At 50.5% G+C, this 21,110-nt stretch carries 22 protein-coding genes; 13 read left to right on the top strand and 9 right to left on the bottom strand.

The annotated features are described in order from the left end of the window. Nucleotides 1-238 precede the first annotated feature (238 nt). From SPIBUDDY_RS15090 to SPIBUDDY_RS15060, 7 genes are all read left to right on the top strand, one after another. Complete coding sequence (locus SPIBUDDY_RS15090) at nt 239-1,246, top strand: 4-hydroxythreonine-4-phosphate dehydrogenase PdxA (RefSeq protein ID WP_013608630.1); 1,008 nt, start codon at nt 239-241, stop codon at nt 1,244-1,246. Between the two features lie 14 nt (nt 1,247-1,260). Then, nucleotides 1,261-1,719 (top strand): tripartite tricarboxylate transporter TctB family protein, encoded by a 459-nt coding sequence (locus SPIBUDDY_RS15085; protein WP_013608629.1) that lies wholly within the window; start codon nt 1,261-1,263, stop codon nt 1,717-1,719. A gap of 10 nt (nt 1,720-1,729) precedes the next feature. Beyond that, nucleotides 1,730-3,241 carry a tripartite tricarboxylate transporter permease gene (locus SPIBUDDY_RS15080; protein ID WP_013608628.1) on the top strand — a complete coding sequence of 504 codons (1,512 nt, stop codon included), beginning with the start codon at nt 1,730-1,732 and terminating at the stop codon, nt 3,239-3,241. Between the two features lie 76 nt (nt 3,242-3,317). Further along, nucleotides 3,318-4,307, top strand: coding sequence for a Bug family tripartite tricarboxylate transporter substrate binding protein (locus tag SPIBUDDY_RS15075; RefSeq protein WP_013608627.1), 990 nt, complete (start codon nt 3,318-3,320; stop codon nt 4,305-4,307). 98 nt (nt 4,308-4,405) lie between these two features. Next, nucleotides 4,406-5,065 carry an aspartate/glutamate racemase family protein gene (locus SPIBUDDY_RS15070; RefSeq protein WP_013608626.1) on the top strand — a complete coding sequence of 220 codons (660 nt, stop codon included), beginning with the start codon at nt 4,406-4,408 and terminating at the stop codon, nt 5,063-5,065. 1 nt (nt 5,066) lies between these two features. Then, nucleotides 5,067-5,981: a TIM barrel protein gene (locus SPIBUDDY_RS15065; RefSeq protein WP_013608625.1), complete on the top strand. Its 915-nt coding sequence runs from the start codon at nt 5,067-5,069 to the stop codon at nt 5,979-5,981. Beyond that, nucleotides 5,978-6,946, top strand: coding sequence for an aldo/keto reductase (locus SPIBUDDY_RS15060; RefSeq protein ID WP_013608624.1), 969 nt, complete (start codon nt 5,978-5,980; stop codon nt 6,944-6,946). The genes SPIBUDDY_RS15065 and SPIBUDDY_RS15060 overlap by 4 nt, the downstream gene beginning before the upstream one ends. Here the strand turns inward: SPIBUDDY_RS15060 and SPIBUDDY_RS15055 are convergent. Both SPIBUDDY_RS15055 and SPIBUDDY_RS15050 read right to left on the bottom strand, forming a co-directional pair. Beyond that, nucleotides 6,938-8,032 (bottom strand): DUF362 domain-containing protein, encoded by a 1,095-nt coding sequence (locus SPIBUDDY_RS15055; RefSeq protein ID WP_013608623.1) that lies wholly within the window; start codon nt 8,030-8,032, stop codon nt 6,938-6,940. The two genes, SPIBUDDY_RS15060 and SPIBUDDY_RS15055, sit on opposite strands and share 9 nt — an antisense overlap. Further along, nucleotides 8,029-8,679 (bottom strand): GntR family transcriptional regulator, encoded by a 651-nt coding sequence (locus SPIBUDDY_RS15050; RefSeq protein WP_013608622.1) that lies wholly within the window; start codon nt 8,677-8,679, stop codon nt 8,029-8,031. Before SPIBUDDY_RS15050 ends, SPIBUDDY_RS15055 begins: the two co-directional genes overlap by 4 nt. A 295-nt stretch (nt 8,680-8,974) precedes the next feature. On the opposite strand from SPIBUDDY_RS15050, the gene SPIBUDDY_RS15045 reads away from it, so the two are divergent. The 4 genes from SPIBUDDY_RS15045 to SPIBUDDY_RS15030 all read left to right on the top strand — a co-directional run bounded on the left by SPIBUDDY_RS15045 (nt 8,975) and on the right by SPIBUDDY_RS15030 (nt 12,949). Then, a complete protein-coding gene (locus SPIBUDDY_RS15045) occupies nt 8,975-9,865 on the top strand; it encodes a transketolase (protein ID WP_013608620.1) in 891 nt (296 codons plus the stop codon). Continuing rightward, on the top strand, nt 9,862-10,779 hold the full coding sequence (locus SPIBUDDY_RS15040) for a transketolase family protein (RefSeq protein ID WP_013608619.1): 918 nt from the start codon (nt 9,862-9,864) through the stop codon (nt 10,777-10,779). Before SPIBUDDY_RS15045 ends, SPIBUDDY_RS15040 begins: the two co-directional genes overlap by 4 nt. 12 nt (nt 10,780-10,791) lie before the next feature. Beyond that, entirely contained in the window at nt 10,792-12,069 is a 1,278-nt protein-coding gene (locus SPIBUDDY_RS15035; RefSeq protein WP_013608618.1) for an iron-containing alcohol dehydrogenase, read from the top strand. Nucleotides 12,070-12,130: 61 nt separating this feature from the next. Continuing rightward, entirely contained in the window at nt 12,131-12,949 is an 819-nt protein-coding gene (locus SPIBUDDY_RS15030; protein ID WP_013608617.1) for a sugar phosphate isomerase/epimerase family protein, read from the top strand. 39 nt (nt 12,950-12,988) lie between these two features. Here the strand turns inward: SPIBUDDY_RS15030 and SPIBUDDY_RS15025 are convergent, their stop codons facing one another. The 5 genes from SPIBUDDY_RS15025 to SPIBUDDY_RS15005 form a co-directional block, all read right to left on the bottom strand. Next, nucleotides 12,989-13,762, bottom strand: a complete 774-nt coding sequence (locus tag SPIBUDDY_RS15025; protein ID WP_013608616.1) for a metal ABC transporter substrate-binding protein — start codon at nt 13,760-13,762, stop codon at nt 12,989-12,991. After that, on the bottom strand, nt 13,759-14,574 hold the full coding sequence (locus SPIBUDDY_RS15020) for a metal ABC transporter permease (protein ID WP_013608615.1): 816 nt from the start codon (nt 14,572-14,574) through the stop codon (nt 13,759-13,761). The genes SPIBUDDY_RS15025 and SPIBUDDY_RS15020 overlap by 4 nt, the downstream gene beginning before the upstream one ends. Further along, nucleotides 14,567-15,598 carry a DUF1893 domain-containing protein gene (locus SPIBUDDY_RS15015; protein WP_013608614.1) on the bottom strand — a complete coding sequence of 344 codons (1,032 nt, stop codon included), beginning with the start codon at nt 15,596-15,598 and terminating at the stop codon, nt 14,567-14,569. The genes SPIBUDDY_RS15020 and SPIBUDDY_RS15015 overlap by 8 nt, the downstream gene beginning before the upstream one ends. Before the next feature lie 135 nt (nt 15,599-15,733). After that, a complete protein-coding gene (locus tag SPIBUDDY_RS15010) occupies nt 15,734-16,150 on the bottom strand; it encodes a DUF3842 family protein (RefSeq protein ID WP_013608613.1) in 417 nt (138 codons plus the stop codon). Continuing rightward, nucleotides 16,138-16,764 carry an SAM-dependent methyltransferase gene (locus SPIBUDDY_RS15005; protein WP_013608612.1) on the bottom strand — a complete coding sequence of 209 codons (627 nt, stop codon included), beginning with the start codon at nt 16,762-16,764 and terminating at the stop codon, nt 16,138-16,140. The genes SPIBUDDY_RS15010 and SPIBUDDY_RS15005 overlap by 13 nt, the downstream gene beginning before the upstream one ends. A gap of 790 nt (nt 16,765-17,554) precedes the next feature. Between SPIBUDDY_RS15005 and SPIBUDDY_RS14995 the strand changes: the two genes are divergently transcribed. Further along, entirely contained in the window at nt 17,555-18,193 is a 639-nt protein-coding gene (locus SPIBUDDY_RS14995) for a rhomboid family intramembrane serine protease (protein WP_013608611.1), read from the top strand. Here SPIBUDDY_RS14995 and SPIBUDDY_RS14990 read toward each other — a convergent pair. Continuing rightward, nucleotides 18,190-19,275 carry an adenosine deaminase gene (locus SPIBUDDY_RS14990; protein WP_245523783.1) on the bottom strand — a complete coding sequence of 362 codons (1,086 nt, stop codon included), beginning with the start codon at nt 19,273-19,275 and terminating at the stop codon, nt 18,190-18,192. The two genes, SPIBUDDY_RS14995 and SPIBUDDY_RS14990, sit on opposite strands and share 4 nt — an antisense overlap. Before the next feature lie 175 nt (nt 19,276-19,450). Between SPIBUDDY_RS14990 and SPIBUDDY_RS14985 the strand changes: the two genes are divergently transcribed. After that, nucleotides 19,451-19,963, top strand: coding sequence for an ankyrin repeat domain-containing protein (locus tag SPIBUDDY_RS14985; RefSeq protein ID WP_013608609.1), 513 nt, complete (start codon nt 19,451-19,453; stop codon nt 19,961-19,963). A 111-nt stretch (nt 19,964-20,074) separates the two neighbouring features. Here the strand turns inward: SPIBUDDY_RS14985 and SPIBUDDY_RS15935 are convergent, their stop codons facing one another. Then, nucleotides 20,075-20,947, bottom strand: a complete 873-nt coding sequence (locus SPIBUDDY_RS15935) for an Ig-like domain-containing protein (protein WP_013608608.1) — start codon at nt 20,945-20,947, stop codon at nt 20,075-20,077. Between the last annotated feature and the right edge of the window lie 163 nt (nt 20,948-21,110).

Raw genomic sequence — 21,110 nt, 5'->3', positions numbered from 1 at the left:
AATGAAACATGAAACATTCATATGAAACAATGAAACATATTGCTGTTGTTACGCTCTTTTTTGTGAAATCTATACCCACAGTCTCGTATCTAGTTAAACAAACACGAAATACTTGTATACAAATTTAGTAAAATATCAAAATTGTATACAATAAATGAAAGTTGGCACGCAAGTTGCTATATCCCTTGTATCAGGCTCACGCTGTTTGTGCCTCTGTTCTATGATAAGGGAGTTTTTCATGAATAATAAACCTGTATTGGGTATCCTGATCGGCGACGGTGCCGGAGTTGGTCCAGAGATTGTTGCAAAGCTTGCAGTGAAGAAGTTCTTCGCTTCCTATTGCAGACCAGTGATCATCGGTGACGCTCGGATTCTTGAGCGCGCCTTTACCGTTGTCGGCTCTTCGGTACCCCTTCAGATAGTCTCTGATATTTCCCAGATTGATTGGAATGCAAATCTGGCGGTTTTGGACCAGAAGGACCAAGATCCCTCAATCGTTTCATTCGGCAAGCTGACCATTGAAGCCGGAAAGGCGAACCTGCATGCCCTGAAATTGGGTGTTGAACTGTATAAGGCAAAATTGATTGAAGGTTTCTGCTTCGGTCCCTTCAACAAGGCCGGTCTGAAGGAAGCTGGTTGTGAGCTTGAGAGCGAACATCACTATCTTGCCCAGCTGTTCGGCCACACCGAACCCTTTGGTGAGATCAACGTACTGGGAGACCTGTGGACTACCAGGACCACCAGTCATATTCCCATTTCCGAGGTCAGCAAGAACCTCACCGTCGACAGGATTCTCCGTGCAGTAAGACTGGCGAATGCTTCCCTGAAGAACAGCGGCATCGCAAAGCCAAGGCTCGCCCTTGCCGCCCTCAATCCCCATGCCGGAGAGCATGGCATGTGCGGCCGTGAGGAAATTGACGTCATTGAACCTGCCATTGCTAAAGCAAAGGAAATGGGAATTGATGCTTCCGGCCCCTATCCCAGTGATATCACCTTCATCAAGGCTTTCCGTGGAGAGTTCGATGGAGTGGTGACGATGTATCATGACCAGGGTCAGATCGCCCTGAAACTGCGCGGTTTCGATGAAGGCATCACCATAGCAGGAGGACTCCCTGAGCCGATAGTGACGTGTGCTCATGGTACGGCTTATGATATAGCAGGGAAGGGCATCGTGAAGACCAGTGCATTTGAGAATGCAGTCAAGATGGCTTCCCGCATGGCTAGTCACCTGCAGAAGCAGGCATGAGGAGTAACGCACATATGCTGACCAAGAAGATTTCGAGCAAAATGGTGATTCCGGTAGTTACTGCAATAATCGCTATTGTTTTTATCTATTTCGGAATAACCAAATATGGATTCATGCATGAGGTGAGGGGACCTCTTCCAGGCTTCTTCCCCACCATCATCGGTTTCTTGCTGTTGGGCTTGAGCATACTTGCTTTTATTGGGTCGCTGAAGGAAGAGAGTCCTGGATTTCCAATCGAGAACTGGTATCCGGCATTGGGTGTACTAGCCATCATGCTCGCAACCTTGGTTATCGGTATGCTTCCGAGTCTTGCCCTGTTTGTGTTGCTGTGGCTGCGCTGGTTTGAGAAATTCAGCTGGAAAGCAACCTTGATTGGATTTGCCGTGATCATGGCAATCGTCCTTGGCGCATTCGTGATGTGGCTTGGGGTTCCTTTCCCTAAAGGCATTATCTACGAAATGATCGCATACTGAGAGGCATACTATGGAAAATCTACAAATGTTGTTCATGGGCTTTTCAGTAGTCCTCACCTTGGAAAATGTATTGGTGACCTTGCTGGGAGCCGTCCTGGGCTTGATCGTTGGAGCAATGCCCGGTATCGGGTCTCTTGCAGGTGTAGCCTTGCTATTGCCGCTTACCTATAAGTTCAATCCGACAACCGCAATCATCATGCTTGGCTCGTTGTACTACGCCAACATGTATGGCGGTTCCTTCAGTGCAATTTTACTCAACATCCCCGGCGACTCTCCTGCAGTTATGACCACCCTGGATGGATACCCGATGGCAACCAAGAAAAATCGTCCCGGTCAAGCCCTGTTTACTGCTAATACATCATCCTTCATCGGTGGCTTGATCGGGATGCTTATCCTTACCTTCATGGGACCGCTGCTCGCCGACCTTGGCTTGAAGTTTGGTCCTGCCGAAATGACCTCCCTTTTGCTGGTCGCAATGACCTCAATCGGCTGGCTGGTAGGCGAGAGTCCGACCAAGGGTGTTGTTCTGACCATGGTTGGCATCCTATTGGCTACCATGGGTATGGATACCCTTACCGGCAGTCCCCGCTTCGATTTTGGCAGCATGTATTTGCTTGGAGGCATACCCTTCACGCCATTTGTCATCGGGGCCGTAGGATTCAGCCAAGTACTCAAGCTGATGGAAGAACGAAATAAAAAGGTTGAGGCAAACCTTAATCAGAAACTGACAATTCGAGGTTCAATGCTTACCGCCCATGATTTCAGAAGGCTGTTGCCTCCTGCCATCAGAAGTGGTTTTATGGGAACCTTTGTAGGAGTGCTTCCCGGAGCAGGTGCTACCACCGGAGCGTTCCTTGGCTATGCCATGCAAAAGGCCTTCAAGAGTGAGGAGCCGCTTGGAAGTGGCGCAATCGAGGGTATAGCTTCTTGTGAAGCTGCAAACAACGCAGCAGCTGCAGGTTCCTTCGCCCCCTTGCTTGCCTTGGGAATTCCGGGATCCGGTACTGGTGCTGTGTTGCTCGGTGGTCTGATGATGTGGGGCTTAAACCCCGGTCCTCTGCTTTTCTCCACCAATCCCGACTTTGCCTGGGGTTTGATCGCCAGCCTTTTTGTTGCAAACATTCTGACCTTGATTATCGCAGTGGGAATTATTCCCTTCCTGATCAAGATTCTTACTGTGCCGGTCCGCATGTTGATCCCGATCATCACCGTAGTGTGTGTTATTGGTGGCTATAGTACCTCCAACTCGATGTATGGCGTGATCATCATGTTCCTCTCTGGAGTATTTGGCTACATTCTCGACCGCAATGGGTATGGCGTTGCTCCGATGTTGCTTGCCTTTGTTCTTGCCCCTCTCTTGGAGTCGAACATGAGAAAGAGTTTCATCATCAGCAACGGAAAGCTTGATATTTTCTTCGATAAGCCGATTTCAGCTTTCCTGCTTCTCGTTCTCTTCGCAATTATCCTGACCCCGGTGATTAAGTTTGTATTGCGCAAAGCAAAGGTTCTGAAAACGAAATAATCCAGCTTGTACGAGTTGGAAAGAATAGGGAATTCCAGGACAGGTGTCCTGAAAGAAACAAATAGGAGATAAGATCATGAAAAAACTTGCTATCCTGCTCAGTATCGTACTGCTCGTAAGCATGTCCGTATTCGCTGCCGGCCAAGCTGAAGCTACCGGTGGGGCAAAGACCTTCGTTCCTACCAAGAACATCGATTGGTACGTGACCAGTTCCCCCGGTGGTGGTTCTGATATTTTTACCCGCACCATCATGGATATCGCAGTAGGTGAGAACCTGCTCAATGGCCAGAATGTTGTCGTTCAGTATAAGACCGACGGTGCTGGTGAAGTAGGCCGCCTTCTGGTTTCCCAGATAAAGGCTGGTGTCCAGGCTGACCACACCCTGCTGACCTTCAACAGTGGTGACCTCATGCCGATGGTAAAGAATACTGCAAACCGTTTTGAGAACTTCCAACCCATCGCCCATATGGCTGTAGACAAGCACCTGCTCTTCATCGGCGAGTACTCCAAGTACAAGAGCTTTGAGGAAGTAATGGCTGCCCTGAAGAATGGTGAGAGAATTGTTCTTGGTGGTTCCAAGGGTGACGACATTGGTTGCCACGCTGCCTTGATCAAGGAAATCGGCGTGACCGAAGACCAGTTCTCCTATATCGCTCACGATGCAACCAGTGGTGCCATTACCGGCATTCTGGGAGGACACTTCGATCTCTTGATCTCCAAGCCTGCTGCTGCTTCCCAGTATGTTGAAGCCGGTAAGATTAAGCCAATCTTGGCCCTTTCCACCAGCCGTTTCCCCGGCAACCTCAATTCCGCTCCTACACTCAGTGAGTTCGGCTACAAGAACGTCGAGGTCCCCAACTGGAGATCGATCGTAGCCCCGAAGTCCATGAGTGCTGAAGCAGTTGCTTACTGGACCGACGTGTTCAAGAAGGTTTCCGAGACCGAGAACTGGAACAAGGGTTATATCGAGAAGCAGAAGCTGGTACCCGATTACATGGATTCTGAGACCTTCAGAGCCTATGGTGTACAGTTCCAGAAGGATTATCTTGCTTCCATCGGGAAATAAGTAATCTGCGATGCGGCTCTGCATCTGATGTATACTACACAAAAGGGATGGGGGAGATGAAACCTTCATCCCTTTTTATCAAATCATGAGGTGAGAATATGAAACGAATTGCCCTTGTTCATACGGTGCGACCGGTACTCGCGAGTTTTTCCCAACTGCTGGAGCAAGTGGTAGGCCAGCCATTGAAGATTCACAACTTGTTGGATGAGTTCTTGGCCTCCGACCCGGCAGAAATCGGGTACTTCTCCAACGAGAACCGCAATCGTCTCTTCAATGATTTGAAATCCTGTGAACTCACCAAGGCCGACTTGATTGTAGTCACGTGTTCAACGCTCACCCCGGCTGTACAACTCATCAGGCCATTCATCAATGTCCCGATTGTTGCCATCGACGATGCAATGACTGAACAGGCTGTGCGTATCGGCAGACGAATCAAGATTGTTGCAACAGCGATGAGCACCCTCAAGCCGACCATTGCAAAGCTTGAGCAGGAAGCCAAACTCGCCGGTGTTGAGATTGAAGTGGATGCCCAAGACCACGAACCTGCCTACACAGCGATGCGCGCCGGTGATATGTCCACCCATGACCGTCTGGTCCTTGAGATGATCAGGGAAGTGAAAGGGTTTGACTGCATCGTTCTTGCCCAAGCCTCCATGGGTCATCTGCAACACCAGGCGCAGGAGATAGCCGGTGTACCGGTACTTGCTTCACCGATTCTCTGCTGCCAGAAAGTGAAGAAAATGCTTGAGGAAATGTGAGATGAGAGAGAACATCCACAACTACTGCAACCTTGGCATTGTCCTCTCCATGGCATATCCTGCTTGCACAAAAAGCGAACAGGAGTATAAAGCTGCTCTGAAGAAGGTTCTGGTCGATCCTTTCTTCTGTGTAGTTGAGTTGGGCTCCCTGCCGTTTGCTTCCTTGCAAGAGGAAGTGCCGGCTATGATAGCAACTGCACACTGCGATTCCACCTTCAGCGGTCATTCATTGCTCTTTTCCCGGAAATTGAACATCAATAGTCTTGATGAATCACAGCGCATGCAAGCAGTGCAGGCACTGAAGCAAGGCATCGATGAAGCGTATAGGCTAGGGTGCAGTGAGTTTCAGTTCCTCTCCCGAGGCTATGAGGCAGGCAACGAGCAGGCCTATCTTACGGCTTTGATTACCAGTACAAAAGAGATTTGCTCCTATGCCAAAAGCAAGGGCTCCATGCCGGTGGTTCTGGAAGTTTTTGATCACACCATCGATAAGAAATCCCTGCTCGGTCCAGCTTCCTTGGTAAGGCAGTATGCAATGGCGGTGTGTAGCGAGTATGACAATTTCGGCATTATGATCGACTGCTCCCACATTCCTATGATTGGTGAGACCATCGATGAGGCAGTAGATCCCATTATTCCCTTCATCCGTCACGTACATGTAGGAAATACCTTGATCAGCGATCCGAATCATCCAAGCTATGGGGATTATCACCCGCGTTTCGGCTACCCCGGCAGTGAGAACGATACAGAGTATCTTGCAGCCTTCCTCCAGAAGATGAAGGATATCGGATATTTGTCCGAAGGCGGTTCAAATACGCTTTCCTTTGAGGTTAAGCCTCAGGGGGATGAGGATGCTGATCTTGTCGTGGCGAATGCCAAACGAACGTTGCTTGCTGCATGGAGATGCGTACAATGAAACTGGGCACCACCGATATCGATGTGTCTTCCATCGCCCTGGGAACCTGGGCTATGGGGGGAGGGGACAGCTGGGGGGATAGTGATCCTTCCTTGGCAATCAAAACCGTACACCGTTCTCTTGAGCTTGGCATCAACTTCATCGACACCGCCCCCGCCTATGGAAACGGGCTGAGCGAGCAGTTGCTCGGCACTGCCTTGGAGGGCAAGCGGCACAGCGCTGTTTTGGCCACCAAATGCGGCCTGGTCTGGGGAGAATCCGATGAAGGGTCGGTCCATAAGAGCCGTGATGGAGTCACTATTCGGCGCAATCTCAGTAAAAAGAGCATCATCAAACAGGTCGAAGAGAGCCTTGTTCGCCTGAAGACCGACTATATCGATCTGCTCTTGACTCACTGGCAGTCGATTCCTCCCTTCTATACCCCCGTTGAAGAGACAATTGAGGTTTTTGAACTGCTCAAGCAACAAGGGAAAATCCGCAGTTACGGAGCCTGCAATGTAAGCTTGGAGGAATTGAAAGCCTACCAGAAGTACGGAACCCCTGCATTGGTGCAGGAGCGATTCAGTCTGCTTTCCCAAGACAAGGCAAACCTTGCATCATATTGTGCCGATAACCACATTACCTTCCAAGCCTACAGCCCGCTTGAACGCGGTGTGCTCACCGGAAAGGCTGCTCTCTCTGAAAATGTTGTAGGGACTGCTAAAGCTTCGGTCGTCTGGTACAAGATGGAGAACCGGGCCAAGGTGCTTACCTTGCTCGACTCGATTGAAACCCTTGCAGAAAAGTATCATGCGACGGTGGGAAACCTGGTAATAGCATGGACCAGACAGGCAACAGGCACCATGAATGTCCTGTGCGGAGCAAGAAAGCCCAGCCAGATTGAGGAGAACAGCAAGGCAGGCTTGCTTACACTCTCTTCCAAGGACTGGACAATCATCGACTCCCTTGCAAGAACGCTATTCTAGCTCCTTGATGAATTTAATCATATCAATAGCCTTCGGGGGACACCCCGCAAGGCTTTTGCCAAGTCCACGGGTGCAGATACCCACTCCTACCTTGAGAGGATCGCTCTTACCCTTGTAACCCTGCCCGATGCAGATTTGCTGCTTCACATTCTTCAGGCGGTTTACCTCATCGAGGCGCTTGAGGGCATGGATGAGATTGCCATAGCAGGCGGAGCATGCACTGTCGGGCTCGGTGAACTTTCCGAGGTAGTTGGCCCTTCCACTCGGCCTTGGGGGAACCTCGTCACTGGGCTCATTGAGTTGAATCATCACCGCCTTTGCAAGGTCGGTGCTTCCAACACCCAGTTGCTGTGCCATTTCGATGTAGGGTATGTCCCGGTTTTCAAAGCCCATCAGGCTTGCTCCAAAACTATCGCACAGCACACTGTCACGGCAGGCGAACATCCGATTGGTCTGTATCGGATTTCCCCCTTCCTCAAAATCCAGATCTCCATTGAGGCTATCCACGATAACCAGGTCGGCAGCTCTGACTTTGTTCAGGGCAGCGATTGGTCGGTTCAGGCCAAGCGTGTGAAAGAGACGTTTGGAACGGTCGGAGAGAGCACCCTTCATATTCTTGAGGGCGCAGGTCATGGCAGTCTGGCAATGACCCTTCAAGACGGGAAGACTGATGAGGAAATCGGTCTCAAGAATGGTCTTGCTCACTTCCATGGTGATACCGTCGACGGTTTTTTTCACATATGCGTCGTCTTTCACATCCACCAAAGGTACCTTGTATTGTTTGCTGATCTGGATATATCCGTTGACCCGAAAGCCTTCCTTGGTGGAATCCCCCACCCAAGCACTTTCGACGATGCTGATGTTGTGGTACCCAAGGCCTTGGAGATGTTCGATGATTGCCACGACAATCTCCGGGTGGGTGGTGGCACCGCTGTCAGCGGTGACTGCCACCACAAGGTTTGGCTTGAGTGCGATTGATGCGTTCTTGTCGGGCAGCAGTGTTTCGATGTCGATGCGTTCCATAAGGGCCTTGGTCATCAGCGAGGCATTCGACCCATAGGTGATGATGATATCCTGTTTATTCATGCATTCTGTCCCATGACATGGCTGGTCAAATCGTGGGTGATGTGTTCGTACAGCATCCGCTTGCAAGCTTCCTTATCCCCGTTTTTGAGCAGAGTCATCATTTGTGCGTGCTGGGCAAGGTAGTAGGCGAGCTCATCCTCAGGCAGGTTCTGTGCTATGCGGAGTTGTTGGATTTTTGCATCCAGTCGCTCACTGATGCTGATAAGGGCACTGTTGCGTGATGCACGAATCAAAGCGAGGTGGAATAGGCTGTCCTGTTCAAACACCGTCGCCCTGTCTCCGATGCCCATGGCATACTGGCAATCGGCTGCATAGCGGGAGAGTTCCTTGACGTTCTGTGCATAGGACTCTTCATCGATTGAATCGATGGCAAGCTGTTCCAAGGTGACACGGACACGGGCGATATCATTTGCTTCCTGCTCGGAGATGAGTGAGACAGTTGCATGGCTTCTTGGTTTGATGGTGATCAAGCCATACTCGGCCAAGCGCCTGATGGCCTCGCGGATGGGAGTGCGGGAAACACCGAACTGCTCAGCCAAGGATTCTTCAGGGATTTTCATCCCTCCCTTCAGCTGTCCGGACAGGATTTGGTCCTTGAGCATGGTATAAACTTGGTCAGATAGGCTGTTTTGTATACATTTGGGCATGCGATGGCTCCTTAACTAGTCCCCTTAAGAGTAAAAGGTATTCTTAGGTTCGTCAATCACAATTGTGTACAAAAAAATCTCTGCATAATCAACAAGAAAATTTTCACCATTTTTCATGCATTTGTTGTGAATCAACCAAAGATTACCCAGTTTTTTTTGAGAAATGTCTAATATGTACAAGAATCCCTTTGACATCTTTTCTTCTCCATGATATCTATATTGTATACAGTACACAATACAGATTTTCTGCGGTATTGCACCAACCTGAATCTGTATAAAACAAGGAGTTTCCTAGATGAATACACGTGTCAAGGAGTTGCTCTCCCAGCCGGACCGAACGTTCAATGCCGATGAACTAGCCGTCCTGGCCGCATATTTCAGAACCGTTATGTTCAGTACCCTGCACGACAGGGGAACGGGACACTGGGGTGGAGCTGCTTCCAGTGCCGAGTTGACCACCGCCCTCTATTTCAACCGTATTTCCATTGACCCATCCAACCCAAAGAAGGAAGACCGCGACCGTGTCATCCTCTCCAAGGGTCATGCGTCCATGAATTTGTACACAATCCTCGCACACCGCGGATTCTTTCCCACTGAGGAGCTGTCTTCTTTCCGCAAGCTTGACTCACGTCTGCAGGGACATCCTTGCATGAACAAGCTTCCCGGCGTCGACATGTCAACCGGAGCTCTCGGACACGGCCTTTCAATTGGCCTGGGTATGGCTCTTGCCGCACAGCTTTCCAAGCAGCATTGGTGGACCTATGTGATCAGCGGCGAGGGCTGCCTGAACGAAGGACAGAGCTGGGAGGCCCTCATGAGTGCCGCCAAGTTCAAGCCTGAGCACTTTGTTCTGATGATCGACTACAACAAGGTTCAGCTCGATGGTACCGAGGATGAAATCATGCCCCTTGGACCGCTTGCCGAGAAGTTGAAAGCATTCGGCTGGAATGTCGCCCCCAAGGCGTACAACGGCCACGATACGAACGATATTCTTGACTCGTTTGCTTGGATGGACGGCGATGATGTTTGGCCGAAGGCTGTCATCTACGACACAATCAAGGGCAAGGGTGTTTCCTTCACTGAAGGGAAGAATACTTGGCACGGGGCTGTAATCGACGATGCCTCCTATGCAAAGGGTATTGAGGAATTGAACGCTGATCTGAGCAAGAAGGAGGCTGCACTATGAGCATTGCCATGCGAGATGCCTTCGGCAAGAAGCTTGCCGAGTTGGGCGCTACCCATCCTGAATTGGTGGTCCTGGATGCCGATGTATCCTCTTCCACCAAGAGTGCCTTGTTCGGCAAGGCTTATCCCGACCGGTTCTTCAACGTCGGCGTCGCCGAGGCCAACATGGTGGACATTGCTGCCGGTATGGCTACGGCCGGCTACCATCCGGTAGTAAACGCCTTTGCAATTTTCCTTGCCCTGAAGGCAACCGACCAAATCCGAAACACCATCTGCTACAACAACCTCCCGGTAATCATTGCAGGGGCGTACGGTGGTCTTTCCGACTCCTTCGATGGAGCAAGCCATCAGTCCATCACCGATATCGCCATCATGCGCGCACTTCCGAACATGCAGGTGATCGTGCCCTCCGACAGTGCCCAGGCTGAAAAGGCCCTCGAATATGCATTGACCCAGAAAGGGCCGGTGTACATCAGGCTCAACCGGAACGCCATGCCCGACCTGCCCCCGAGTAAGACTATCGAAACTGTGTGTGCAGCCGAGGGAAGTGATGTCACCATCGCAGCAAACGGCATAACCGCAAGTTTCGCTGTGGAGGCAGTTACCCTGCTTGCTCAGCAAGGCATCAAGGCGGAGGTGCTCAGCGTTCCTGTGGTAAAGCCGCTTGACCTGGCTCCTCTTGCAAAGAGTGTTGCAAAAACCGGTAGGCTGCTGTGTGTGGAAGAGCATGTTCTTGCCGGTGGGTTTGCCTCTGCTGTCAGTGAGGCCTTTATGAAACAGGGAATTTCCTGTAAATTTGATGCGATTGGAATTGAAGATACGTTTACCGAGTCCGGCCCCTATGAGCCGCTTTTGGCAAAGTATGGAATCAGCGCAGAGAATATTGCCGATCGTGCCAAGGCTCTCTGCAAATAAGGAGAATGAATAATGGATCAAATGAAACGTGCCTATGAACTTCTGAAAGAATGGAAAGGGGATTCCTATGTCCATGGTCTGGGTGTCCTCGACCAGGTAGGTCCTCTTGCCGCAGCTTTTGGAAAACGTGCACTGGTGGTCAGCAATACCACCTATATGAAGCCGATTGCTGATCGTGTTGTCTCATACCTGAAGAGTGCAGGTGTTGAGCTCGCCGGTGGCGTCATCGCTCCCGACGCTAAGCCCAATGCCCCCCGTGAAGACGTCTATCGCCTGGAATCGTATATCCTGCACACCAAGCCGGACAGCATTGTCGTTATCGGCGGTGGTTCTTCAATCGATGCCGTGAAAGCTGCCAACGCCCTTGCAGCCTTGGGCTCCAAGGTAACTCCTGAGATCGACCACTATTTTGGGACCAACGTGGTAAGTGATGCACTTGCGAAGACTAACACCACCTTGATTCCCGTAATCGCCGTGCAAACCTCAGCTTCCAGCGGTGCACACTTGACCAAGTACGCCAATATCACCGACCCGGTGGTAGGACAGAAGAAGCTGATCGTCGACAATGCCTTGGTGCCCACTGTAGGCCTGTTCGATTACGAGACCACGGTCTCCATGCCGATTTCAGTCACCATCGACGGAGCACTGGATGCCATCGCCCACACCTTCGAGGTGTTCTGCGGTGCCAAGGAAGCTACCTATGAGAAGGCCCAGCAGATTGCTGACTGTGCCATCAGCTTGGTTGCCAAATACGCAAAAGTCCTAGTCGAGGATCCAAAAAATGTGGAAGCTCGTGAGGCCATCGGCCTTGCCACCGACCTTGGCGGCTATGCCATCATGATCGGGGGCACCAGCGGCGCCCACCTGACCAGCTTCTCCCTCGTTGACATCGTCAGCCATGGAACAGCCTGCGGTATCATGAACCCGTACTACGCCGTACTGTACAGCAAGGCAATCCAGGAGCAGCTGAAGGTTGTCGGTTCCATTTTCTCTTCCTTCGGTTTTGGTTCCTCCGTTGAGAAGCTTGAAGGCCGTGCCCTTGCCTTGGCTGTGGCTGATGCCATGATTGCTTTCAGCAAGTCCATCAAGGCTCCTTCAAAGCTCACCGACCTGAAGGGCTTCACCGATGCACATATCCAGCGGGCCCTTGCCGCAGCAAAGGATCCCCAGCTTGAGATGAAGCTGAAGAACATGCCTGTTCCGATGAAGAGTAGCGATGTGGACGTATACATGGAGCCGCTGCTTCGTGCAGCAGCATCTGGAGACCTCTCCCTGATCAAGGAGATGTAAGTGATTTCACAGCAGCAGGACACCTTCTGGTGTCCTGCAGTTGTATCGTAAGGGAAAAACCATGAAATTAGCGGTAGCTATTGCCTCCAAGGAGGCGATGCCCAATGCGTTTGTAGTATTCAGGGGAGTGAAGGAATCCATCATCAAAGCCCATGCCCTTGGGTATGATGGAGTAGAACTTGCCCTGAAGAATCCCAATGAAGTGGATAAGCATGGGCTTAAGCAATGGCTCAGGGATAACCAGCTGGAGGTGAGCGCCATCTCTTCGGGTCAGGTTTTTGCCGCCCGGGGTCTTCACTTCACCGATGAGAACAAGGAAAATAGGGCAGAGCTCTATAAGACCTTTTGTGAATTCATCGACCTTGCCGGTGAGTTCGGCGGCTTGGTGAATATCGGTCGTACCCGAGGTCCCATTGCAGGCCGTGATATCACCTTGGTCGAGAACCTTTTTCTAGACATGGCTCACAAGGTTGCCGATCATGCCGAGAAGCGCGGGGTGGATCTGATTCTTGAGCCGGTGAACCGCTATGAGATTGATTTCATCAACAACCTCGATGAATGCAGTGAGATGTTGAGGAAAGTCAATCGCAAGAACTTTGTCATGATGCCCGACGTGTTCCACATGAATATTGAGGATGACAAAATTGGGGCGAGTTTCATCCGCAACAAGGAGTATGTCAGGTATGTGCACTTCGCCGATACCAACCGTCACGCCCCCGGTGATGGGCATATGCATTGGGATGAGATTTTTGAGGCATTGACTAGTATCGGATACGATGGTTGGACAACAGCCGAGATTCTTCCGTATCCCGATCCCGATACTGCAGCCCAGCGTACAGTTGCCTTCTTGAAGGGAACGTACGGAAAGTATTACCACTAAGCATATTGAGAGCCACCAGAACGGTGGCTCTCTGCTTCTCTATTCAAAAAGCTGCTCAATGTTGGCCTTGACCATTTCATTGAGGCTGTTCCTTCCTCCACGCTCGGGAAAATTGCGCCATACCACCAACTTGGTTGCAGGTGAAACCTCCATAAATGGTTTGGCGATCGGGTTGTGGATGTTGTCGATGATAAGGTCGTACCCACCTTTGGCAACCTCTGCTATTTGGGCTGCTGTCACCGGGCCGGGACCGAACGTGCCGGCTATCGAAAGCCCCAAGTCCTTTGCAAGGAAGGCTTGCATGGCATGACAGTAGACCTTCAATTGGTCCAGTTCTTCCTGGCGTACCTTCTCCGCCCCTGCCTTGATGGTCTGCCTATAGTGGGCGACACGCTTTTGGCTCTCATCCTGCGTTCCCATCAGCGAGGCAATGATTCCTGCCTGTTCGCTGACATTCTCAATGCTGTTGTTGGTGTTGATCTTGAGCAGTGAGGCCGCTTCCTTCTTGATCGAGGAACCCATGCTCTGCATCATCCGCTCATAGCCGGCATAGATGAAGTAATCCGCATGGTTGATCTTCAATACATCGCTGACGACAATCTCATACTCAGGGGGATGTATCAGGTTCGCCGGGGCGATGAAGGGTACGTCGTCCAGGCCTGCCAAGTCGGCAAAGGCCGCGGTCCAACTGGTGGAGGCGACAATCAGAGCAGGTCTGGATGCAGCAGAAGCAGCAACCTCTTCGGGGACACCCTGGGCAAAGAGAGAGACACTGATGACGAGCAAGAGGGCAATGAAACGATAGTTCTTCATACAGCAATTCCTTTCTTGTGTGATGTAGGGGCGAGATAGAGCAAAGCCGAAAGCAAGGCAATTGTTCCACTGGGTGGAAGGTCGGTGGCAACAGCCAGCACATAACCGAAAGTCGAGATGAACAAGCCGGTGAGGCAGGAGAACCCTATGAGCTGCTTGAGACTTGCAGCACGCTTGCTTCCTACCATGACTGGAAGGATGAGCAGGGCATCGATGAGCAGAGCACCCAATAGCTTCATTGCAAAGGCGATCACCAAGGCAATAACCAGAACCATGAGCGTATAATGCCATGTGACCGACATACCCAATGAATGGGCGATCTCCGGGTCGAAAAATATGGCGCTGACTGTCCTGAAGTTTACAACCAGATACAGGATGAGCACCAAGGCGATGACTGTCAGGCCGAGAATATCAACGAAGGTCAACGCAAATGGGCTACCCCAGAGCAATTGCAGGGTATCCTTGGCAGGTACATCCCACAGATGCATGACCAACGAGGCCAAAGCCATGGAAAACACCATTGCCGCTGCACTGGCAAGAGAGAAGCTTTGCGAGTTGCTGCCTTTGAGGCGGAGCATCAGAAGGACGAGCAAGAGGTTGAGCAGGATGCTGGTCGGAAGAACCGGCAGGGAGAATGCAAGAGAGATGGCCCCCCCAAGGATGACGCCATGCATGAGCATGTAGCGCATCGGTACCAGATTCAGGCGCAGAACCATTACCCCGCTTGCGGGAAAGCAGAAGCCTGCTATTGCCATGGCAACCAGGCCCCGTGCAACCGGGGGAAGACTGAGAGCATAGAGAAAGTCATGCATGCTTGCCTTCCAGTCGGAGAACCGGCCAGCGGAGGTCGGTTTCCAGTTCCTTGTCATGGGTTACGATGATGATCGTCGGCATTTCATCCATGCTGAGGGAGTGCAGTACCTCGATCAGTGTTTTTCGGCTCTTTGCATCCAGAAACGAGGTAGGCTCATCCAAAAGCAAAAGTCGTGCCTTTTGGCAGAGGGTCCGTGAGAGTGAAACCTTTTGGCGTTCACCTCCGCTGAGGGTAAAGAAATTACGATCAGCCAGCTCATACACTCCGGTTCTTCGCAGTGCCGTGTCGATCTCCCATTTCTGTTGCTTGATATCGAGGCTCGGATCAACAGCCATGCTGACCACCTCCCGTACCGAGACAGGATAGTGTTCTTGTGTCTGCTGCTGTTTGATGTATCCGATCGTCCGCTTGGGCAAGGAGGTTATTTCCTGGTCATCGATAAGGATTGACCCCTTAGCTGGAGTGAGCTTTCCCAGCAAGAGATTGAGCAACGTGGTTTTTCCCATACCATTGTCACCTTGGATGATGAGCCTGCCGCCTTGCTCTACAGTAAATGAGAGATCCTCAAGGATTGGAGGAAGATCGGGGTATGCATAGCTGACCTGCTGTACGGCAATACCAACTCCCCGTACCAACTTTGCACGCCTTCTGAGCAGGCGGTACATTTCCTCTTCGCTTGTCAGGTCAAAAAGCAAATCCTCGGTTTTGCATGCCAGTCGCTCAATTCGTTTTTCCCAAGTGATGCGAATGCCGTGTTCTTCGTAGAACGCTACGGCGAGGTCGCTCACCAGATTGATGTGCGCCCTTGCAATGCCCATGCGGCTCATCAGAACAGCTGCGGCTTTGCCTGCTGCCGTATCGTGGGCTGAAAGGCAGTCACGCTCTCCTGTATAGGTGGCCAAGAAGCGTTCGAAGGCAAAAAGAGGGGAGAGCCAGCGACCGCTGTCAGAAAAAATGAGTTGGTCGTGGTTGTAGATGCTTAGGGTTGTTCCCTCGGGAAGTGGTTGCTGATACGGTTCCACAGGCAGCTCCATAGTAAAAAAGCCATGAAAGCAAAGGATTGACATCCTTCTCTGCCTTCATGGCTCGTTTCTTCATAGGTACATGGTATAGGATCAACCCCTTCATGGGGCTTGGTTGGGCGAATTGTACAAGCCTCAGCCTTGGTTGTCAAGAAAGGTTGCAATCTCCTTGATGGCGAGCTCTATCATCTCTCCCAGGCTCAAGTCTTGCCTTCCTACGATGCTGACATTGCATTTGCTTATCGGCAGCAGAATCTTATGTGCCTGACTTTGTGCAACAGCGATGGCCATGGCAGGGGTTATTTCCCCATGCAGGGCATCGGCTGTGATGATTCCCAAAGGCCCGATGATCAGATCGGCGTTCCTGGAGGCAACCACGACCGGGTTCTCCCCGGTTGCAATGGCATCGGCGCCGCTTCGGAGCATGGCACTCGCTGCAAGGCTGTTTGTCCCGATGGCCAGCAGATGAACGTGGGGAAATTGTTTTTTGATTGCCTCAACCATACTTTTCCCCAAACTTCCGCCTTGGCCGTCGATGATTACGATTCGCATGGTGTACTCTCCGTTTCCAATTTATCCATACCTACCAGATAAATCTCAAATGAATCATCCCTGCAGGCTTTCGGCTTGAAGGGCTTCACTTTTACAAAAAGGGTGCGCATGAGCTTGAGCATCTCCACTTGGCCCCCCCCCTGAAAAATCTTGACCACCAGATTGCCATGGACCTTCAGATGGTCCTTGGCAAGGTAGATAACCTGCTCAGCAAGATTCTCGCTGCGCGAAGTGTCTACTGAACGGTTGCCCATGGTCATCGGGGCGGCATCACTGATGATGACATCGTAGGGCCCATGGGAGATGAGTGTATTGCGCATCTCTTTACCAAAAGCATCGCCAACATAGGACGTGACCGTCACCGGGACTGGATTGAGGCTCAAGGGATTGAGGTCGACTGCAATAATCGTTCCCTTGCCTTTTATCAGCTCATTGTGGGTATACAGCGTCCAAGATCCAGGCGCTGCCCCCACATCCAGGACGGTGTCTCCACTCTTGATGAGGTTGAAGCTCTGTTGGAGTTCTTCGAGCTTATAGACGGAACGGGCGGGATAGCCCTCTTTGTGTGCACGTTTGGTATAGGAGTCTGCACGGTCTCTTCTGCTGGTTGCCATGTCTTGACTATACCAAAGCAGGAGGAAGGGCACAAGAAAGGTGCCAGTGAGAATTGGTTGGTGTGAAGGTATTTCTCGCTGGCACCCAAGGTAAAAACACGAAAAGGAGGTTGAAAAAACGGTTGCTCTGTTCTATCTATCTCTATGCAATTCATGTGCCAACTACAATAGTGTGGTTTTTGGACAATACATATACACAAATGGACAGTTTTTTATTTGTGAGAGGTGTGCACGTACTGTGAAATTTCTTCACATGGCAAAAATAGTGCACAGTTCAGGGCAAAAAGATGGTGCCAGCGGAATTTGTGGGGTGGGGAGAGAGGACCGCTGGCACCAAAGAAATCACACTTTAAGGAGGTTTGAAAAAAACTGTTGCTCTGTTCTGCTAATTACAATGCAACATGCGTGCCAACTCTAGAAATATGTACATAAGGACAATTTATATAGCTAAATGTAAACTAAGTGTGATAGGAGTCAGAGCAGTAGGTGTGAAGAAAAGTAACACCAATACAATTTTTCACAGAAGCTGGGCAAAAAAAGAAGGATGCCAAAAGTTGATTGGGGTAATCTCTTGGCACCCTGTCGATATGAAAAAGGAGGAGTATGAAAAAAAATGTTGCTCTGTTCTAGCTATAACCATGCAATTTGCATGCCAAGTTGAAATCCTTCAATTGGGTGCCCCTGTATGCTATGGGCCTTCCGAAATGCTGTGCATTGCTTGCGCACCCTATGATAGTTGTGCAAAAATTGCACAATTGACGATTTGGCGAGCAATTTATACTGTATAGCTATGAATAAAGCCTCGCTGATAAACCGGAGATTCCGGGACGGTACGTATAAGAATTTTACCCTGAAGCTCGTGGTGCTTAATGCACTGGTCTACCTGCTTACCGCCTATATATATCCACGCAGTGCATATTACCTGGCCATGATTCCCTCGTTTGTGCTTGGCGGGTATGTGTGGCAACCGTTTACCTACATGTTCGTGCATGGTGGATTCAACCACCTTCTGTTCAATATGCTCAGCCTTTTTATTTTCGGCTCGATGGTGGAAAAGCGCATTGGCAGCAAGGAATTTCTGCTTTTCTATCTGCTTGCAGGGCTATTCAGCGGCATTGTGAGTTTCATCAGCTACTATTTGGCTGGCACGAATGTAATTCTTGTCGGAGCTTCCGGGGCGATTTATGCAGTACTTCTGATGTTTGCCGTCTTCTACCCTTATTCGGTGATTTTTGTTTTTGGTTTCATTCCTGTCAGAGCTCCGATACTGGTAATCCTCTATGCGATCATTGAGCTGTCCAGCCAGGTGTTCGGCCGGGGTGGAAACGTAGCGCATCTTACCCATCTGAGCGGACTGGTATTTGCCTATTTGTATTGCAGGATCAGAATGCGCATCAATCCCATCGAAGTATTCAAGCGAACCCTTTAGTCGGTAATGCCGTATTGTTCGCGGATTTGTAGATACCCTTTCTTGATTACATTGTAGATAATGGAGAGCTTCTGGTCATGATGGATGAAGGCTGACTTCATCGCATTGATTGTAATCTTCTCCAAGTCGCGTATATTCAGGTTGTAGTATTGCACGGCAAGTTCCATTTCCCTGGTAAGGTTTGTGTCGCTCATCAAGCGGTTGTCACTGCACAAAAAGACGCGGAACTTATTCCGAAAGAGAATGGGGAAGGGGTGACTTGCATAGTCTTTTGCAGCCCCGGTCCCAACATTGCTGGTCAGGCACATCTCCATAGGAATTCGTCGGTCAAGGATGAAGTTTGCAAGCGAACCCATCTCCTCGATCCTCGTTCCATCAAGGCCCATATCCTCCACCAAGCGAACTCCGTGTCCGATACGATGTGCTCCGCACAGCTGAACGGCCTGCCAGATGGATTCCACCCCGAAGGCTTCTCCGGCATGGATGGTAATGTTGAAGTTTTTATTGCGGATGAACTGGAAAGCCTCCAGATGCTTCTTGGGAGGGTAGCCGATCTCATCGCCGGCAAGGTCGAATCCAACCACACCCCGATCTGCAAATGCTACTGCAAGCTCGGCAATCGTCTGGCTGATCTTGGGGCTCTGGTTGCGCATGGTGCATAGGATAAGGCCGGTAGGCATGCCTGTATGCCTTGTCCCTTGCTGCAATCCGTCAAGGACTGCTTGCACTACTTGCTCAAGGCTCAGGCCATTATGTATGTGCAGGATGGGGGCGAAGCGGATTTCGGCATAGCAGACATGCTCCTTCGCCAAATCCTCAACCGCTTCAAAGGCAACCCGCCTAAGCGCATCTTCTGTCTGCATGACTTGGGTTGTTACCCCGAATGGTTCCAGGTACAAGGAGAGGCTTTTTTGTCTGCAGCCGCGTACAAACCAATCATGCAGCTTCTGAGGATCCTCGCTGGGAAGCTTGACATGCTGCTCATTGGCCAGGTCCAAAATGGTCTGAATTCTCAGGCCGCCGTCAAGATGGTCATGCAGTTCCACTTTTGGAATCTGCTGGATTATTTCCTTGGTTACCATGCGACCATCATACAGCATATTTGTATGAAGAGGCAAATCCTAAAGCAGCCAAATGAAAAGGCAAAGGGTCAAACCCGGAATATTTTTTGCTTACAGACTATACAATTTGTGGAAAACTTGAAATACTATAGGCATATAAGTGTAAATCAAATAATGAGTAAGGAGATATAGTGATATGGCGAAACGTGAAGAAACCCTGAATAAGAAGTTACTCGCAGCTGCTGTTTCTGCTACCAAAGTGAAGGAAATCAAGACCCTTCTTGACCAAGGGGCAGACATTCACACCCAGAACGAGTGGGGCCTTACTCCTATCATGCTGGCAGCCCAATACAACCCTTCAGTCAATGTCTTGAAGGCGCTTTTGGATGCCGGAGCGGACATCCAGGAAGCTGAGCCGAAGTATCGGTCCAATGCCCTGCACCTCGCAGCAAACAAGAGCATAAGCCCGAAAGTCATTGAGGAACTTCTCAAGGCGGGAGCCGATCTCAATGCCCGCAACTACCTCGGGGAGACCGCCCTGATCATGGCAGTGAACAGCAACCCTGAAGCCCGCATCATCTCCGCCCTGCTGAAAGCCGGAGCAGACATCAACGCCCGCGACTATCAGGGTCACTCGGTACTTGAGTATGCCAAGGCAGCCAAGAGAACCTATATTGTAAACCAGCTAAAGAAGATGGGTGCGAACTAGGCCTTCTCTTTCCAAGCAATCAGGCTTTCTCCCAAAGCTGGGAAGAAAGCCTGTTTTATAGGTAGTACCAATCGAAGGGTAAGGTTTTTCTAAGAACCATTGTTCAAGCACTTAGTATTTTGGTGCGTATGCAGCCCTCAGGACTCTGAACTCACCCGAAACTTCATATTCTGTGGAACGAGAATCAGATATCCTGCCTGAAATTATTCCTCCCACATACTCATCACCGAATTCAGTGAATGTGACGCTGATGGGAGGTGGGTCCAAACTGGAATATCCAGCCGAGAATGCAAGAGTTGAAGCATCTTGCATGCTATGTATTGAAAACCTTACAGCATCCAAAGCATCACCGATGCACGTGTCGTCTACTGCATCGGGCACATAGAGCTCAAAGCTCTCAAAGGGGTAGTTGTTCTCCAAGGGAATAAACTGACCATACTCTTTATCCATAGGAGTGTTTGAAGCAAGTCTTCTGCTGCCGTTGCCACTTCCGAAGTCCCTGAGGGTATGGGAAGGGACATCATACTCTGTGAAGATTGTATCTCTATCAAGGGCCGATCCTTGTGCAGGGCCAGATGTTAGCCAAAACGAGTAAGTGTCAGAGGCATCGGCAGTGTTGGTGAAGGAAACACGCACATATCCGTTGTGCACGGAAATCTGGACATTGTCAGTCTTGTTTTGGTCCTCGGTCGTTACTAAGATTGTAGCACTACCCCGTGATACTGCGGTGACCAAGCCCTCAGCATCGACTGAAGCAACCGCAGTATTATCGGAAGCCCAAGACAAGCGCTTGTTGGTTGCGTCGGCGGGAGCAATGGTTGCAGTAAATTGGAAGGTTTCACCAATCATGAGCGGGCGAACTTCGTCAATCGTAACCTCTGTTACATTTTTGGGAGGATTAAAAGCGTCGGTACAACCGATGAGCAGAGCCATGCCGAGTGCGAGCATGCAGGCAACCGTAATAGGGGGTGTCGTACGTTTCATTGAGTATTCCAGAATCGATGGTATGCAGGCAGCAGGAGGGAAATCACCTGTGTCTTTTGGGCTGTTCAGTAGAGCGCCAAATCGGGCTATACGGTTTGTAGTGGCCCAAATTGGTGTCTTTGCTCTATCTAAAAGTAATATTTCATGCTTAATGGTATTCAAC

The organism is Sphaerochaeta globosa str. Buddy, assembly GCF_000190435.1.
Classification (GTDB): domain Bacteria; phylum Spirochaetota; class Spirochaetia; order Sphaerochaetales; family Sphaerochaetaceae; genus Sphaerochaeta; species Sphaerochaeta globosa.
Note: the sequence above shows the minus strand (reverse complement) of the source record. Positions and strands in the feature narration are given on the sequence as shown.

What these genes read in the sequence shown, in the direction of transcription:
- SPIBUDDY_RS15070 (WP_013608626.1), top strand. Translation starts at nt 4,406, where the DNA reads ATGAAACGAATTGCCCTTGTTCATACGGTGCGACCGGTACTCGCGAGT.
- SPIBUDDY_RS15010 (WP_013608613.1), bottom strand. Translation starts at nt 16,150, where the DNA reads ATGCGAATCGTAATCATCGACGGCCAAGGCGGAAGTTTGGGGAAAAGT.
- SPIBUDDY_RS15005 (WP_013608612.1), bottom strand. Translation starts at nt 16,764, where the DNA reads ATGGCAACCAGCAGAAGAGACCGTGCAGACTCCTATACCAAACGTGCA.
- SPIBUDDY_RS15045 (WP_013608620.1), top strand. Translation starts at nt 8,975, where the DNA reads ATGAATACACGTGTCAAGGAGTTGCTCTCCCAGCCGGACCGAACGTTC.
- SPIBUDDY_RS15050 (WP_013608622.1), bottom strand. Translation starts at nt 8,679, where the DNA reads ATGCCCAAATGTATACAAAACAGCCTATCTGACCAAGTTTATACCATG.
- SPIBUDDY_RS15025 (WP_013608616.1), bottom strand. Translation starts at nt 13,762, where the DNA reads ATGAAGAACTATCGTTTCATTGCCCTCTTGCTCGTCATCAGTGTCTCT.
- SPIBUDDY_RS15040 (WP_013608619.1), top strand. Translation starts at nt 9,862, where the DNA reads ATGAGCATTGCCATGCGAGATGCCTTCGGCAAGAAGCTTGCCGAGTTG.
- SPIBUDDY_RS15080 (WP_013608628.1), top strand. Translation starts at nt 1,730, where the DNA reads ATGGAAAATCTACAAATGTTGTTCATGGGCTTTTCAGTAGTCCTCACC.
- SPIBUDDY_RS15055 (WP_013608623.1), bottom strand. Translation starts at nt 8,032, where the DNA reads ATGAATAAACAGGATATCATCATCACCTATGGGTCGAATGCCTCGCTG.
- SPIBUDDY_RS14995 (WP_013608611.1), top strand. Translation starts at nt 17,555, where the DNA reads ATGAATAAAGCCTCGCTGATAAACCGGAGATTCCGGGACGGTACGTAT.
- SPIBUDDY_RS15935 (WP_013608608.1), bottom strand. Translation starts at nt 20,947, where the DNA reads ATGAAACGTACGACACCCCCTATTACGGTTGCCTGCATGCTCGCACTC.
- SPIBUDDY_RS15090 (WP_013608630.1), top strand. Translation starts at nt 239, where the DNA reads ATGAATAATAAACCTGTATTGGGTATCCTGATCGGCGACGGTGCCGGA.
- SPIBUDDY_RS15075 (WP_013608627.1), top strand. Translation starts at nt 3,318, where the DNA reads ATGAAAAAACTTGCTATCCTGCTCAGTATCGTACTGCTCGTAAGCATG.
- SPIBUDDY_RS15030 (WP_013608617.1), top strand. Translation starts at nt 12,131, where the DNA reads ATGAAATTAGCGGTAGCTATTGCCTCCAAGGAGGCGATGCCCAATGCG.
- SPIBUDDY_RS15085 (WP_013608629.1), top strand. Translation starts at nt 1,261, where the DNA reads ATGCTGACCAAGAAGATTTCGAGCAAAATGGTGATTCCGGTAGTTACT.
- SPIBUDDY_RS15060 (WP_013608624.1), top strand. Translation starts at nt 5,978, where the DNA reads ATGAAACTGGGCACCACCGATATCGATGTGTCTTCCATCGCCCTGGGA.
- SPIBUDDY_RS14985 (WP_013608609.1), top strand. Translation starts at nt 19,451, where the DNA reads ATGGCGAAACGTGAAGAAACCCTGAATAAGAAGTTACTCGCAGCTGCT.
- SPIBUDDY_RS15065 (WP_013608625.1), top strand. Translation starts at nt 5,067, where the DNA reads ATGAGAGAGAACATCCACAACTACTGCAACCTTGGCATTGTCCTCTCC.
- SPIBUDDY_RS15020 (WP_013608615.1), bottom strand. Translation starts at nt 14,574, where the DNA reads ATGCATGACTTTCTCTATGCTCTCAGTCTTCCCCCGGTTGCACGGGGC.
- SPIBUDDY_RS15035 (WP_013608618.1), top strand. Translation starts at nt 10,792, where the DNA reads ATGGATCAAATGAAACGTGCCTATGAACTTCTGAAAGAATGGAAAGGG.
- SPIBUDDY_RS14990 (WP_245523783.1), bottom strand. Translation starts at nt 19,275, where the DNA reads ATGGTAACCAAGGAAATAATCCAGCAGATTCCAAAAGTGGAACTGCAT.